This window comes from Corynebacterium pilosum DSM 20521 = CIP 103422 (genome assembly GCF_000373805.1).
Taxonomy (GTDB): Bacteria; Actinomycetota; Actinomycetes; order Mycobacteriales; family Mycobacteriaceae; genus Corynebacterium; species Corynebacterium pilosum.
Genome location: NZ_KB892439.1, coordinates 136077 through 151103, shown reverse-complemented (window position 1 = coordinate 151103; position 15027 = coordinate 136077). Strand labels below are relative to the sequence as shown.

The 15027-nt window shown below is 59.5% G+C and carries 11 protein-coding genes; 4 read left to right on the top strand and 7 right to left on the bottom strand.

Features of this window, described 5'->3' with window-relative positions; all coding sequences use genetic code 11:
* Nucleotides 1–3 precede the first annotated feature (3 nt).
* Complete coding sequence (locus B097_RS0102165) at nt 4–579, top strand: histidine phosphatase family protein (protein WP_018580894.1); 576 nt, start codon at nt 4–6, stop codon at nt 577–579.
* A gap of 32 nt (nt 580–611) precedes the next feature.
* On the opposite strand, the gene B097_RS0102160 is transcribed toward B097_RS0102165, so the two are convergent.
* Genes B097_RS0102160 through B097_RS0102150 form a run of 3 tightly spaced genes read right to left on the bottom strand, consistent with a single transcriptional unit; the run spans nt 612 to nt 4807 of the window.
* A complete protein-coding gene (locus B097_RS0102160; RefSeq protein WP_018580893.1) occupies nt 612–3533 on the bottom strand; it encodes a DUF3427 domain-containing protein in 2922 nt (973 codons plus the stop codon).
* A complete protein-coding gene (locus tag B097_RS0102155; protein WP_018580892.1) occupies nt 3530–3928 on the bottom strand; it encodes a (deoxy)nucleoside triphosphate pyrophosphohydrolase in 399 nt (132 codons plus the stop codon). Before B097_RS0102155 ends, B097_RS0102160 begins: the two co-directional genes overlap by 4 nt.
* 24 nt (nt 3929–3952) lie before the next feature.
* On the bottom strand, nt 3953–4807 hold the full coding sequence (locus B097_RS0102150) for a hypothetical protein (protein ID WP_018580891.1): 855 nt from the start codon (nt 4805–4807) through the stop codon (nt 3953–3955).
* A 229-nt stretch (nt 4808–5036) separates the two neighbouring features.
* On the opposite strand from B097_RS0102150, the gene B097_RS0102145 reads away from it, so the two are divergent.
* Nucleotides 5037–5579: a phosphoribosyltransferase gene (locus B097_RS0102145; protein WP_026254242.1), complete on the top strand. Its 543-nt coding sequence runs from the start codon at nt 5037–5039 to the stop codon at nt 5577–5579.
* Nucleotides 5580–5588: 9 nt separating this feature from the next.
* Here the strand turns inward: B097_RS0102145 and B097_RS0102140 are convergent, their stop codons facing one another.
* On the bottom strand, nt 5589–6563 hold the full coding sequence (locus tag B097_RS0102140; protein ID WP_026254241.1) for a hypothetical protein: 975 nt from the start codon (nt 6561–6563) through the stop codon (nt 5589–5591).
* A gap of 188 nt (nt 6564–6751) precedes the next feature.
* Here B097_RS0102140 and B097_RS0102135 point away from each other — a divergent pair, with 188 nt between their 5' ends.
* Nucleotides 6752–8827, top strand: a complete 2076-nt coding sequence (locus B097_RS0102135) for a DEAD/DEAH box helicase (RefSeq protein ID WP_018580888.1) — start codon at nt 6752–6754, stop codon at nt 8825–8827.
* A gap of 118 nt (nt 8828–8945) precedes the next feature.
* On the opposite strand, the gene B097_RS0102130 is transcribed toward B097_RS0102135, so the two are convergent.
* Genes B097_RS0102130 through putP form a run of 3 tightly spaced genes read right to left on the bottom strand, consistent with a single transcriptional unit; the run spans nt 8946 to nt 11747 of the window.
* On the bottom strand, nt 8946–9422 hold the full coding sequence (locus tag B097_RS0102130; protein ID WP_018580887.1) for a hypothetical protein: 477 nt from the start codon (nt 9420–9422) through the stop codon (nt 8946–8948).
* Between the two features lie 42 nt (nt 9423–9464).
* The gene (locus B097_RS0102125; protein ID WP_018580886.1) at nt 9465–10142 is read right to left on the bottom strand and encodes an HNH endonuclease family protein; all 678 of its coding nucleotides are present in this window, start codon (nt 10140–10142) and stop codon (nt 9465–9467) included.
* 6 nt (nt 10143–10148) lie between these two features.
* A complete protein-coding gene (gene putP, locus B097_RS12315; protein WP_018580885.1) occupies nt 10149–11747 on the bottom strand; it encodes a sodium/proline symporter PutP in 1599 nt (532 codons plus the stop codon).
* 146 nt (nt 11748–11893) lie between these two features.
* Here putP and B097_RS0102115 point away from each other — a divergent pair, with 146 nt between their 5' ends.
* The gene (locus tag B097_RS0102115; protein ID WP_018580884.1) at nt 11894–15025 is read left to right on the top strand and encodes a DEAD/DEAH box helicase; all 3132 of its coding nucleotides are present in this window, start codon (nt 11894–11896) and stop codon (nt 15023–15025) included.
* Nucleotides 15026–15027 lie beyond the last annotated feature (2 nt).

The following is a 15027-nucleotide window of genomic DNA, read 5'->3' as shown; positions in this document are numbered from 1 at the left end:
CCTATGAAGTTGATGCTGATCCGCCACGCCGCCACGGACTGGAATATTGAGCGCCGCATGCAAGGCCAGACAGATGTTCCGATTAACGACGAAGGCCGCGCCCAGGCCGAGCGCCTTCGTCCCATCATCGCCCACCTTGCCCCGCGCTACGTGGTGACGTCTGCGTTGCAGCGCACGATCCAGACTGCGGAGGCAGCCCACCTGCACATCGACAAGGTGGATCCGCGCCTGAATGAGTTCGACTTGGGCGATTGGGAAGGTTCCCTGATCGCGGACCTGGACCCGAAGGAGTATGAGGACTGGGGCCTAGGCGAGTTCAACCCTCCGGGCGGTGAACGCATGGACGAGTTCTTCTTCCGCATCAACTCCGCCATTTTTGAGGCGTTGACCCACGCCCGAAACAATGACATCGACATGGTGTGCGTGGTCGCCCACGGTGGCGTGATCCGCCGCTACCTCGCCCGCGGCCTGGGCATCGACATCTCCAAGATGGTCAATCCCCGCCACGCCGGCGTCTCCGTCCTGGATGTCCAGGAGACCGGCATGCGCCTGGAGATGTACAACTACGTCGGTTTCTAAGCCTTTTTCGCTTTACGACGAGGGGCTGTGGCTTAGGGAGCGACTGCTGCCGTTTTCGGTGCAGTAAGCGCTGCAAAAAGTTCTGGCGAGATGGGGACCTTCAAATTTAGGTCTGTCGTAACAACATCGAGTTCAGCGCCCTCTTTGCCCTTCATCGTCGTTTGTTGAGCGTTGTCGGACTTCACCTGGCCTAGGTAGTAGAAATCACCATCGTCTGCGTCCTCGCGCATGACGAACAGGTGGAGTTCCGCCTTGTTGCCTAAGATCGGCTCCAGCTCTTTCGACTCCAGAGTCCGGTTGTTTCGCGTGAACCAGTGCATCGTCGATTGGTCGATGAACTCATCGCCGTAGTCCACACTCGCCTCGATGTCTGAACCCTTGTGATAGGTGACAAAGATCGGGCACGTCATGGTTGCTTTGTCCGTCTTGTAGCCATAGACCGTGCTCTCCTGGTTTGATGGCCAGTTCAGCAAGCGGCACGTATCCCGGCGCGTATACGTCTTTCCGACGACAAGGGTGCCGCTCTTGTCATAGTGCTTGCGGTTGAGAAGCAGTGTTGTTTCGATGAAGTCATCGATGTGATCCCGGAAGCTTATCGGATTGAATCGATCGGATGGATTGTAGGAATCGTAAAGGGCGGCGAAGTCTTCACCCAGGCGCCAGGTGCCAGCGGAGTCGACAGTGACGACAGGAAGTTCCCCGTATTTCTTTTGCTGCGCGGTGGTGAAGAAACTGAGGTCGAGGACTCGCGCGATCGATCTCAGAGCATCGTTGTCGATCCGGTAGCCGCCGGCTGCGAGCATTGCTGCGATATCTTCCGTTGGAGCTTGGCGGGTGGACAATAATTCGCGCAGTACCAGAGCTTCTTGCGGTCGCTTACCGTTCAGAATCTCGCCGTGGAGAAAATCGAGAAAACACTTTTCCTTAGCCAGTGGCGCCTGGTCAACGAGTTTGAGGGAATGGAGGAGAGACCAGTAGTTACCCCACTTGCTCGCAAGCAATGCTGGGTTCGTCGACTCGTGGTATTCGAAATCTATTAGGCGTGGAATGCCACCGAGCCGGTGAGTGAGGTTGGTGATTGCCTCTTTTGCCCGGCGTTTATCAAGCAGATTGACCTTTTCGAGAGACTCAAGGATTCGTTGGGTGGCCACTTCGTCGAAGCTGATCGTCGACATGCCTGCGAAGTGAGAGCGGTTGGCTTTACGAATCGTTTCGCGCACCGATTCCTTCACCCCGGATCGATCGCCGGTTAATGCAATGGGGATGAGGTAGTTGTTTGCATAGTTACCGATGAAGTCGATAACGCGAAGGGAACGCTTACCCTCAGCGATTCTGAGCCCGCGTCCTAGTTGCTGGGTAAAAATGATCGACGACTGTGTCGCTCGAAGCATGACTATTTGATTGATCGAGGGGATGTCGATGCCCTCGTTGAAGATGTCAACGGTCAGGATGTAATCGATCTTGCCGGCTTCGAGTTGGGCAATGGTTTCTTCGCGCTTTTCAACAGGATCATCACCGGAAAGGGCAACCGTTCGTAGGGGGTTGCCGTACACGATACGACCATTTAGAGCCTCGCTGAGCTTTGAGGCTTCATCGTTTCTGCTGCAGAAGAAAAGTCCTTTGACTCCACGAGAGAATCCGTACTTCTCCAAAGTGGACACGATATAATCCACGCGATCTTCGTCGACAAGCTCGTCGATCGACGATTTATCGTTGGGCGTTCCGTTCGTCGCAGACTGATAGTCAGTCACGCCGTAATAGTCGAAGGGGACGAGCATGTGGGATTCGAGGGCGGAACGAAGACGAATCTCGTACGGAACGTTGTGATCGAAGAGCTCGAAAATATTGAAGCCATCGGTCCGCTCGGGCGTGGCGGTCAGTCCTAATAAAAACTCAGGCCTGAAATGGTTGATCACGCGACGGTACGTGTCCGCGCCGGAACGATGGACCTCGTCGATGATGATGAAGTCGAACTCTTTTGGTGAGATGCGCGCGAGCGTTTCCGGGTGGGAAAGAGACTGGATCGTTGCAAACACGTACTTGTGATCGAGCTGCCGACGAGAGCCGACGAAAAAGCCGATCTCCGATTCGTCACAACGTAAAACACGCTGAAACTCGTAAGCGGCCTTCTCCAAAATCTGCTCACGGTGAACCACAAAAAGTAGCCGCTGCGGCCCGTACATTTGGGTTGCAAGAGCGGAAAGAATTGTCTTGCCGGTACCGGTGGCAGAAATGATGAGTGCTCGCTGCTCACCGTTGTCGAGGACCAACTGCAACTTTTCCAACGCTTCAGTTTGCATCGCATTGGGCTTAATAACTTCGTCGGCACCCTTACTAGCAAGGGTTACAGGAAGTTCAGGGTCGAACCGTTGTGGTGGTGGGACTCGTCGTGCTTCGTACTGCTCGATCCATTCAGTTGTGAGGGGCTCGGCTTCGTCGAGGTGAGCGTCGATCGCTCTATTCAGCTGATCAGTGATGTCGCCGTCGTCATGGGTGGAAAACCGTAGATTCCATTCTCTGTTGCTGATCAGCGCGGTTCGCGTCAAATTCGAGGACCCAACAATCGAAGTCGCATAATCGCTTCGACGGAAAATATACCCTTTGGCGTGGTGTGGCTTATTGGTAAAGACATAGGTCTGAACATTGGGTACTTCGAGGAGCTCCTCGAGGACTGCTGGCTCGTTGAAGTCGAGGTAATCCGAAGTAATTATTTTTCCGGTGCCCTTGAAATTAACCAATGCCGTCTTCAACGCACTGAGACCACCAGAAGAAATAAACGCAACAGAGAAAACGAAAGACTCTGCAGTGCTCAACTCTTCGTTGATTGCTTTTAGCATCGTGTTTTCGTCAGTGTTTGCCACGAGTAGTGGGTTGAACACAGCACTTGAACCCACATAGCGGTCGACAAAACCGTGTTCTACTCCTTCGCGGAGTGCCGGTTTCGATGTGCTCATCCGAGTTTCTCCATGATCAGATGTACTGCTGGGATATCGGCCGGTGCCCAGTCCAGGTCGATGAGTTCATCGATTGGTACCCAGCGGGCATCTTGGTGTTCGGTGAGAGTCGGAGATGCATCGTCGGAAAGCGTGCAAAAGTACGTGGCTAGGTTGACTGTGCCGAAGTCATACTCGTAGGCCGTGGTGGTGATGTGGTCGCCGACGACCGCATCAACGCGAAGTTCTTCGCGGATCTCTCGGGCAAGTGCCTCTTCGGGAGATTCACCAGGTTCGATCTTGCCTCCGGGGAATTCCCACACGCCGGCCATATTCTTGCCTGCGCCGCGTTGGGCTGCAAACACCGTGGTGCCGCGGACGAAGACGGCACCAGTGACCTCGATAAATTTCGCCATGCGTCTAAGACTAACTAAGCGACTCTAGGGCCACTTCATGGAGACTGCAGCGGCAGCTCCATCGTCGGGGTGCTTGCAGGTAGGGAAGCGGTCTTCGGGCCTGACCTCTTCAGCGGGGAAGGCGTAGTCGCGGGAGCATTCCCAGCCATCGGGGCTTGTCCACTCACCCTCGCCGCGGTGATCGTGAATGTATGCGGTCACAGCATCCCGGGCGGCGGGGCAGAGGGTTTCGTCGTTAAGCGCGGTGATGTTCAACCTGATGTCCTCGCCAATGGTGACCTGGCCGCAGACTTCGCCCATGTGTGCTGGCCCGTCGCTGATCGGCGGCTCGGGAAGGGAGTAGGGGGACTCGCCGAGGACGGGCTGCCCGTCGACGAGGGCGAACCAGTGCGGGCCGCGGTCGACGCGGATGGTCCCATTGTCGTTGTGGGAGAGAATCGTTCCGCCAATGTTGACGATCTCGCCGCGGTGGAGCTCCTCGGCCTGCTCGAAGGGGGCGGGGTCGCCGTCCGGGTCGGGGTAGAAGCCTACCACGGGATCATGCATTGACGTCGCCGAAGGGAAGTTGAAGTCCTCAGGATCGTCGACGCGGCAGAACATGGAATCCGCTACTAGATCGACAGTGCAGGCGCCATAACCTGGCACCTTGACCGCGTAAATGTCCTTGGCAAGGGCGAAGCGTTCGATATCGGGATCCTCTGCGGTCTCTGGCTCCGTCGTTTCTTCTTCGGCCTCGTCTTGGGCTTCCGTGTCCTCAGCGACGGTGGTGAAGACTTCCGGCGAGGGTTCAGCCTCTGGGTCCTGCGTGGCAGAACACCCAACCAGGGCAACTGGGGTGAGAAGCGATAAAACTGCCAGAGCGCGCAGATTCGATGTCATGATTCCCTATGTTAATAAAACAATGGGGCGAGTATGGGGGATTGCGGTGAACTCGCTGGCGTTTGGCTGAGGCGATCGTCGAAAAGCCTTCAGGCCTGCCGTGCAGGCGTCCTGCGGTTTTACGGAAAGGCCTGGTAGGTTACGAAAGTCCGGGCGGAACCATTTAAGCTGTCTAACAACACATATCTTTTGAAGTCCAAGAAGGGCGAAGGGAGCTTCGGTGGTGAGCATGAACCAACCAAAGTGGGTCGATCCGGAACGTGAAAACCTCACGTGGGAGACGTTCGGCGAGGCAAGCCGTGAACTTACACAGCAGATTGTGGACTCCGGCTGGGTGCCTGACCTGATCATCGCCGTAGCGCGCGGTGGACTCATCGCCGCAGGGGCGCTAGGCTATGCGATGGGCATTAAGCCATTGGGCTCGATCAACGTGGAGTTTTACACGGACATCGGCCAGACCCTGCCGGAGCCGATGCTGCTGCCACCGTACTTGGACTCATCCAACCTGGCGGGCAAGCGCGTGCTGGTCGTCGATGACGTGGCGGACTCCGGTGAGACGCTGAACCTAGTCTGCCGCATCCTGGAGCACGAGGACCTGAATCCGAACAGCCCCAAGGTGCCTATCGAGGTGCGTTCCGCGGTGATCTACACGAAGCCGACGACGACGTTCCAGCCCGATTACTCGTGGAAGGAAACCGACAAGTGGATTAACTTCTGCTGGTCGGTGCAGCCAGTGATCACCGCAGATGGCAGCTTTAAAGAAGGATCCTAGGAACTCGATTTAGAGCTTGGCGTACTCCCAATCCATTGGCACTGCCGCCACGCTGCCGTAGCTGCCGTCGGTCGCGCGGAAGGAGTCACATCCGGGAGAATACTTATAGCCAACCGCTTCTTCTCGGGGGAAGAGGTAGCTTCTCCCACAATGCCAACTGTTCGGCGCCAGCCAGTGGCCGCCGGAACCCTGCGGCGGCGTGCCGCTTGGAGAGTCGCTCATGTAGTCAGACATGACCTCCATTGCCACGGTGCAATCCGTGGGTTCTTCCGCGACAACGCGCAAAGTGGAGCCGTCGCCCTTGGATTTCACTTCTCCGCAGACCTCGCCTGCTTGTGCATCACCGCTGACGAACTCGGCATCGTCCTCGACAAACGGTGCCCTTGATTTCTCGAACACGCCATCTTTCATCGTGAACCAGTGGGTGCCCATGGACACCTTGAACGTGCCGTCAGGGAGGTGGGCGAACTCAATACCTTCAATCTCCGTGCTTTCTCCCGGCTCTAGGTAGCCCACGGGCGGGTTACCTTGGGCACCAGGAGCCCAGTCAGCGTATACCCCGACTACTGGGTCAATTGAGGCAATATTTGGCTCTTCGGCGAGGGGATCCATACCTGTCACAGCCGAAAGTGCCGGCGGCTTCGGATCAGCAAACGCCAGGTTACAGTTGAATCGCTCATCTCCTTCAGTAGTTTTGAGGAGACACTGGGCATTATCGTCGGTAGAGACCACCCACACAGAATCTGAAGCTTGGAACTCGTTAGGGTTCACCGAAATTAGTTCTTGGTCGTTCTCGCTTTCCGACGATTCCTCTGCGGTGTCGTCGGTGGTTTCAGAGTCCTCCGTGGAGTCTTCGGCACCGTCAGAGGACGACGACATGGTCGGCTCCGGTAGTGCTTCACTGTCTGTCTGGCTGCTGTCGCCGTCGCAGCCGGTTAACACCAGTGCGGAGGCGGCAACGAAGGCAATTACTTGTCGTTTCATACACTGCGCTGTATCGCGTGATGTTTGCGGGTGTCAGCGTTTCGGGGACTGGTCCCCACATTGTGCGGACATATTGCTTGAGCTGCTCGAAAACTACCCCCATTGATCGCACGAATTGGTGGTGGGGTGGGCGTGTCGTCGTAAAGCGAATGGTGAAAAGTGGATCAGTGGCGTACTGTTCGTAGGCGATGAGCAATTCCGAAAACGTCACCGGCGACGTACATGAGCCGGACAATGTTAATGAGTCGGAAACTCAGAATAACCCGCAGGATGTCGTGGCAGAGCAGGAAACTGTGCAGGCCACTAACGAAGACACCAGGGATGCGGCGGACTCTGAGGACACCGGCGCCGACACCGCAGAAGCGGATACGGCCAATGAAGAAGTAACCGAAGAACCTGCAGAGGACGCCGACAACGGCTTTGACAACCTCGGCCTGCCCGAGAAGGTCCTGAATGCCGTCAAGCGCGTGGGCTTTGAGAAGCCTTCCGCCATTCAGGCTGAGACGATTCCACTGCTGATGGAAGGCCGAGACGTTGTCGGTCTCGCGCAAACTGGTACGGGTAAGACCGCAGCCTTTGCGCTTCCAGTTCTCAGCCAAATCGACCCGAATGAGCGCTATCCGCAGGCCCTGGTGCTGGCGCCCACACGTGAGCTAGCGCTCCAGGTGGCAGACAGCTTCCAGTCCTTCGCGGACCACCTGGGCAAGATCCAGGTACTGCCGATTTACGGCGGTCAGGCCTACGGCGTCCAGCTGGCAGGCCTGCGCCGTGGTGCGCAGATTATCGTCGGCACGCCAGGCCGTGTCATCGACCATTTGGAGAAGGGCACGCTGGATATTTCCAACTTGCGCTTCTTGGTGCTCGATGAGGCCGACGAGATGTTGAACATGGGCTTCCAGGAAGACGTGGAACGCATCCTGGAAGACACCCCGAATGAGAAGCAGGTCGCACTGTTTTCGGCAACCATGCCGAACGGGATCCGCAAGATTTCCAAGCAGTACTTGGACAATCCAGCAGAGGTCACCGTTAAGAGCGAGACCCGCACCAACACCAACATCCGCCAGCGCTACCTGTTCACGGCGCACCGCAACAAGCTGGACGCGATCACCCGCATCCTTGAGGTGACCGAGTTCGACGCCATGATCGTGTTCGTGCGCACCAAGCACGAAACCGAGGAACTGGCAGAGAAGCTGCGCGCACGTGGGTTCTCGGCGGCTGCAATCAACGGCGATATCGCCCAGCAGCAGCGTGAGCGCACCGTGGACCAGCTGCGTGACGGCCGCCTAGACATTCTGGTGGCTACGGATGTGGCTGCTCGTGGTCTGGACGTGGAGCGCATCTCCCACGTGTTCAACTACGATATTCCGAATGACACCGAAAGCTACGTCCACCGCATTGGCCGAACCGGCCGTGCCGGACGTTCCGGTGAGGCGATCCTGTTCGTCACTCCGCGCGAGCGTCGCATGCTGCGCTCCATTGAGCGCGTGACCAACGCGAAGATCGAAGAGATGGAACTGCCGACGGTTGATGAGGTCAACGAGTCGCGCAAGGCGAAGTTCGCTGACTCCATCACCGAATCTTTGGAATCCAAGGAGATGGACATCTTCCGCAAGCTGGTCAAGGACTACTCCGAGGCCAACGACGTGCCAATGGAGGACGTAGCCGCAGCCCTGGCAACCCAGGCGCAGGCCGGCGAAGAGTTCTTCATGAAGGAGCCACCGAAGCAGAAGCGGGATCGCCGCGACCGCGACAAGTGGGACCGTGATGATCGCCGTGACCGCGGCGGACGCGACCGCTTTGACCGTGGAGATCGCGGCGACCGGGGCCGTGGACGCGACCGCTTCGAGCGAGACGGCGACTTCGAAACCTACCGCCTTGCGGTGGGCAAGCGCCAGCACGTGCGCCCTGGCGCCATCGTCGGTGCGATCGCCAACGAGGGCGGATTGAGCTCCAAAGACTTCGGACGCATCACTATCGCGGTGGACCACACCCTGGTAGAGCTGCCGAAGAACCTGGACCCGTCCGTCCTGGACCGCTTGGAAGACACCCGCATCTCCGGCCAGCTGATCCACATTGAGAAGGATGCTGGCGGCGGCGCCGGCCACTTCCGTGGTGGTGCCGGTGGCCGTGGTCGTGGCGGCCGCGGTGGTTACCGTGGTGGCCGTGACCGTGATGACCGCGGTGGCCGCGGAGGTTACCGTGGTGGCCGCGACCGTGACGATCGTGGTGGACGCGGTGGCCGTGGTGGCCGTTGGCGCGACTAAGACCGCACGCTTAACACGCACTTCAAAAAAGCAAAAAGGTCCGCATCCCGTAAAAGGATGCGGACCTTTGCTTTCCCCTCAAAGAGGCGCTGCGCCAGGGGAGAGGCGGCTAGTTGTTTTAGACGTACATCAGGATCAGAAGAATGATCCACAGCAGGTTAAAGATGCCGCCGCCAATGGTGGCCTTCTTCTTTGCACCATCCCAGTTGGCAACGTGGTCATGCTCTGGATCCGCATCGGATGCCGGCAGCAGGTTGAGGCTGCCCATCATCTTCTTCTGCTGCGGGATCACCAGCGCGATCAGGACCGCCCACGCCACGATGGCCACGATCAGCGAGGTGTGGAACTGCCACATGGTCTTGTACTCGGACCAACCAGCGAACAGCACCGCAGCACCCAGCAGCGGAACCAGCGCGGAGAGCATACCGTAGGTGGAGCTGACACGGTGCAGCAGCTGTGCGCGTCCGGCAGCGCGTTCGTCGCCGGCACGGGCTGCGTCAGCCTGGCGTGGGAAAGCGGAGACACCCACCATCACGGGTGCCAGCAGCAGGATCGCCGCGGCCACGTGAAAGAAGATGAGAAGGGAATTCAGCATGTATGCCTCACAGTCTCTAATAAAATCGGGAAATGTTCGTGTTTACCTTACGATGAACCACGCACCGATAGTCAAACGGCATTGCCTGCGCAGGACTTTCTTGTCTCCCTCCGGCAGCGCCAAAGAGTATCGATAGGCGACGCTGGCCATTCTAATGGCGTAGTCGCATCGCGCAGCACGAGCAGGCGGCAGCCACTCACTCGGCAGCTTGTCCGACTTCTCCTGGTTCGCCTCCCTTGAGGTGACCACCAGATTCAGCGGGTCATTCGCAAACGCCTCCCGCGCCGCGTCGTCCCAGCTATGTGCCCCCAGGTCCCACGCCGCCGCCAACGGCACCAGGTGGTCAATCTCCACGTCCGTGCGCACCAGCTCGCTGCCCGTGTACGGGTCCGTGATCACAACAGCAGGATCAAGGGTGCTTAACGACGAGGGGCAGGACCGTTTGGCGGGTACGGAAGGGGGATCGTCGTCAAGCGAAAAATGCTCAACCAGAAGCTGCTCGCGTACGGTGCAGCCGGAGGAAAGGGTGGCCCAGCCGGGGCCGAAAGCCTCGCGCCTATATCCGGGGATCCGCTCGCGGTGTGCGGAAGAGGGTGTGTGGTCCAAAAAAGCAGAAAGCTCACGCGCGCCCGTGTCGATCCCGGGTGGAGCAGGAAGCGGGACGGTGGCAAGCGTGAGCAGTATCAGGACTAGAAGGTAGACGCGGGTAAAAGTGCGCATACCTCCTTAGACTGCGGTGGACCCCTCAGTGGTTCCCTCGCGCGGGGAAGTGTGAATCTGTTCACGGGCCTGCGCAAAGGTGGTATTCGGGTGCTGGGAGGAGTAGCGGGTGACGGCGATGGCCTCATCGAACTCGGCCTCTGCCTCTGGGTGTGGTTTGGTGGCCAGCGAAACCAGCACCATCACGATGGCCGCGGAGAAGAAGCCGGGGACGATTTCGTACATCGCGGCCCAGTCGGCATCGATATTGCCCCACACGAAGGAGACGACCGCCCCGGTGGCCATGCCTGCAATCGCCCCTGGCGCGGTCAGGCGCTTCCAGTACAGCGAGGCCAGGATGACCGGGCCGAACGCGGAACCGAAGCCGGCCCACGCGAAGCCCACCAGGTTCAAGATCGAATCGGAGGGGTTGATCGCGAGCAGCATTGCGACGATCGCCACCGCCAGCACCATCAGGCGCGAACCTAGCAGCAGCCCGGTGGTGGACACGCGCTTCTTGCCGAACACGCGGTAGATGTCCTCGACGAGGGCAGAGGAGGTCACCAGCAGCTGGGAGCTCATCGTGGACATGATGGCAGCCAGCACGGCTGTCAAGATGATGCCGGCGATCAGCGGGTGGAACATGATCCGCGTCAGGTCGAGGAAGATCGTCTCATAGCTGGTGGTGTCAGTGACCGTGGCGCTCTTTTCCTCGAAGTACTGCGTGGAGATGATCGCCGTGGCGATGCCTCCGAGGAAGCACAACGTCACCCAGAACACGCCATAGTTACCGGCCTGGCGTGCCTGGGAAGGGGAGCGCAGCGCCATGAACCTGGAAATAATGTGCGGCTGGCCAAAATAGCCCAGACCCCACGCCAGGTTGCCGATGATGGTCACGGCAGAGACGCCAGCGATCAGGTTGAAGTAGGTCTCATTCGGTTCGGAGTGCGGGCCGTAAGCATTGTTCGTCGCAAAGCTAAACAGCGTGCTGGGATCATCCAGCGAGATAAACGCCATGATCGGAACGATCAGTAGTGCCGAAAACATCAGCAGGCCCTGCACCACGTCGGTGTAGCTCACCGCAAGGAAACCGCCAATGAAGGTGTACAGCACCGTAATGCCACCGACGATCAGCATGCCCGTCAGGTAGTCGCCCTGGAAGGTGGACTCGAAGTAGCGGCCGCCGGCCACCATGCCGGAGGACACGTAGAAAGTGAAGAAGAAGATAATGATGGCGGCAGCTAGAATACGCAGAATGCGTGAAGAATCGTGCACGCGGTTTTCGAAGAAGCTGGGCATGGTGATCGAGTTACCGGCGACCTCCGAGTAGGAGCGCATGCGCGGGGCAACATAGCGCCAGTTCGCCCACGTGCCGATCAGCAAGCCGATCGCAATCCACAGCTCACTCATACCCGAGACGTAGAGCGCGCCCGGCAGGCCCATGAGCAACCAGCCCGACATATCGGAAGCGCCAGCCGACAAGCCTGCCACGAAGGGGTGGAGGCCACGATCGCCCAGCACGTAGTCGTCATACTTCTTGGTTTGGCGGTAGGAATACCACCCAATACCGATCATCACAGCGAAGTAAATGACGATCGCAATAATCATCCACGTGTTATCGCTCATCCGTGTTCTTCTTTCAATCTAACGCGTTGTGGTTAGCGCGGGTACAATGGTTGGTTCGACAATAGCGCACGTGGTGCGACGAGTTATGACACCCGTCGCCTATTAGCAAGATCACACGTTGAATAAGGAAGTTGAGTAGGACAAGTATGGCTGACTACCTGGTGCACGGACTCTGGCTTGCAGATTCCGGCCTCAACCTTTGGGTTGAACAGGTGCACGGCCACCGCATCATCCTGCCCTCCCAAGTCCCCTCGGGCACGTTCCCACCGGTCATCGAAGCGATGCTTAACGACGATCAGTTCCGCCGCCGTGTCAGCGCCACCCTCCAAACACCCAAGGGCCGCCAGGTGAACCTGCGCATCCCCGCCGCCGCGTTCGCCCCGGATGAGGCCATCTCTTTCCTAGAACAGATCTCTTTCCTCGACCAGGACTCCCCGGCGGCCACCCGCGCCCAACGCGAATCGGTAGCACCGGACCTCTACTGGATCCTGCGCATGTATAAAGGCCTGACCGAATTCATCCGCGCCGGGCGGGTGAGCATCCGCGTGCAGTACATCGACAACCAGTGGTTCCCGGAATGGCAGCTAGGCACCGGGCTGGAGGAGCGCGGCTGGCTAGCAGACATGGTCGCCGCCGCCCCCGGGGCGATCGTGGTCAACAACGTCAACCTGTCCGAATCTATCGCCCAGACCTTCGTCCACTGGATCACCTCTGCGCGCCTGCGCCACGTGCTCGAAGAAGAGCGAGCCTACCCGCTGCATGACTTCGTCGACTCGCTGCTGCGCTCCCAGCCGCTGCGCCGCGGCGGCCCCCAGCTGCTGAAGCACATCACCGCGTGGAACGGCTCTATCACCGCCGTCAACGTGCAGATGGTCTTCATCGTCGAACAGCCCGACGCTACCGATTCCGTTGATGCCGTCGCCACGAATACCGGCGACGACCGGTGGCCCGTCCGCGTCCAGGTCCGCAGCGGGACGGATGCACCACGGCCCATCCGCCTAGCCGAGCTGGACCCCACCAGTACCGAAAAGCTCAAAAGCTCGCTGCGCCGCGCCATGGAGATCACCCCACGCGTGGATGCCACCCTGCACCCACCGATCGGCACGCAAGGCGACCCAAACAATGTCGGTGACTGGGACACCTACCTGACCACCGACCAGATCGTCCAGTTCGTCCAACACGACGCCGCCGCACTGCGCGCCGCAGGCTTCGCCGTCATGCTCCCACGGGCCTGGTCCACCGCCGAGACAACCGCGAAACTCCACGTGGCGCGCGCCCACGACCCAGCCGACGCTGCCACAGTCACCCGCCTCGGTTTCGACCAGCTGCTCACCTACGATTGGCGCCTCTCCGTCGGCGATGTGGATCTCACCGACGAGGAAATGGCAGAGCTGGTCAACTCCAAAACCGGCCTGATCAAACTGCGCGGCGAGTGGGTTCTGGCCGACACCTCGTCGTTAAGCAAAATCTCCGACTACATGGAGCAGCTGGCTGCGCAATCCCGCGCCGGGCTGAAACGCCGCATGGAACAGGCGGCGATGCGCGCGGAGATCGCGAAGTCCAACGGGGCCGAGGACGCCGAAGAGCTGGCCGCCGAAGCCGAGCGGTTGCGCGAGGAATATAACGCCGCCGCGAGTGGGGAAGGCGAGGGCGGCTTAGACGCCGACGGAAATGGCATGGTCTCCGCCGCCGAGCTGCGCGAACTGGCCCTGGAATCCATGGCCAGCGAACCTATCGAGTTCGAAGGCTCACCCTGGTTCACCTCCCTGATTGGCGGCCAGGAGATGCCCGCACCGCTGCGCGTGGATGTCCCCGACACGGTGACGGCCGAGCTGCGCGACTATCAGCGACGCGGCGTGGACTGGCTTTACTTCATGTCCCGCAACAACCTGGGCGCTGTGCTTGCCGACGATATGGGCCTGGGCAAAACCCTGCAGCTGCTCACCATGCTGGCCGTGGAACACGAACGCGGGGACGTGGCCGGGCCAACACTGGTCGTCGCACCCACGTCCGTGGTGGGCAACTGGGCCAATGAGGCCAAGCGATTCGTGCCGGGGCTGAAGGTTGCCGTCCACCACGGCTCCGACCGCCTGCACGGGGCGGAACTCTTCGAGGCGATGGAGAGCCTGGATGTGCTGATCACCTCCTACGGTGTGGTGGGGCGCGACTTTTCCGAGCTCAGCCAGTTCGACTGGGACCACGTGGTCCTTGATGAAGCTCAGGCGATTAAGAACTCGTCGACACGCGCCTCCAAGTCCGTCCGCGCGATCCCGGCGCGCCACCGCATCGCGCTGACGGGTACGCCAATTGAGAACCGGCTGAGTGAGATGCGCTCTATCCTGGACTTCGTGAACCCCGGCATGCTGGGCTCCGCCACGTTCTTCCGCAATCATTTTGCGAAGGCGATTGAGGGTTCGCGCGATGAGGATCTGGCGGCGGAGATGGGGGAGCGGCTGCGTCGGCTGACTGCCCCGTTCATTCTGCGCCGGTTGAAGACTGACCCCTCGATTATTGATGATCTTCCGGAGAAGGCAGAGGAGATTGTCGTCGTCGATATGACCACTGAGCAGGCCGCCATGTATAAGGCGTTGACTGACTCGATGCAGCGGGCCTTAAGCGAGCGCAGCGGGATGGCGCGCAAGGGGCTGGTGCTGGCGACGATCACGCGCATCAAGCAGATCTGTAATCACCCGTCGCACTATCTTGGCGATGGCTCACCGGTCACCCTTAACGGCGCGCACCGCTCTGGCAAGGTGGAAAAGCTGATGGAGCTGCTGCGCAAGGCCGTCGAAGAGGATCGGCGCGTGCTGATCTTTACGCAGTACAAGGCCTTCGGCGACATCCTGCAGCCCTATATATCCTCGCGTCTGGGGGAGGACATTCCCTTCCTGCACGGCGGGGTGAGCAAGAATAAGCGAGACAACATGGTCGCTCACTTCCAGTCCGAGGACGGGCCGCGCGCCATGCTGCTGTCCTTGAAGGCTGGCGGCACCGGTTTGAACTTGACGGCCGCCTCGATGGTGGTACACATGGACCGCTGGTGGAACCCTGCGGTGGAAAACCAGGCCACGGACCGCGCCTACCGCATCGGCCAGGACAAGAACGTCGACGTGTACAAGATGATCACCCGCGGCACCATGGAAGAGTCCATCCAGGACGTCCTTGACGGCAAGATGCAGTTGGCCGGTACCGTCGTCGGCGAGGGCGAAGGCTGGATTACCGAACTAGAGCCCGACGACCTGCAGCGGCTCATGGCCTACCGGGCAGAAAAGGAGTAACA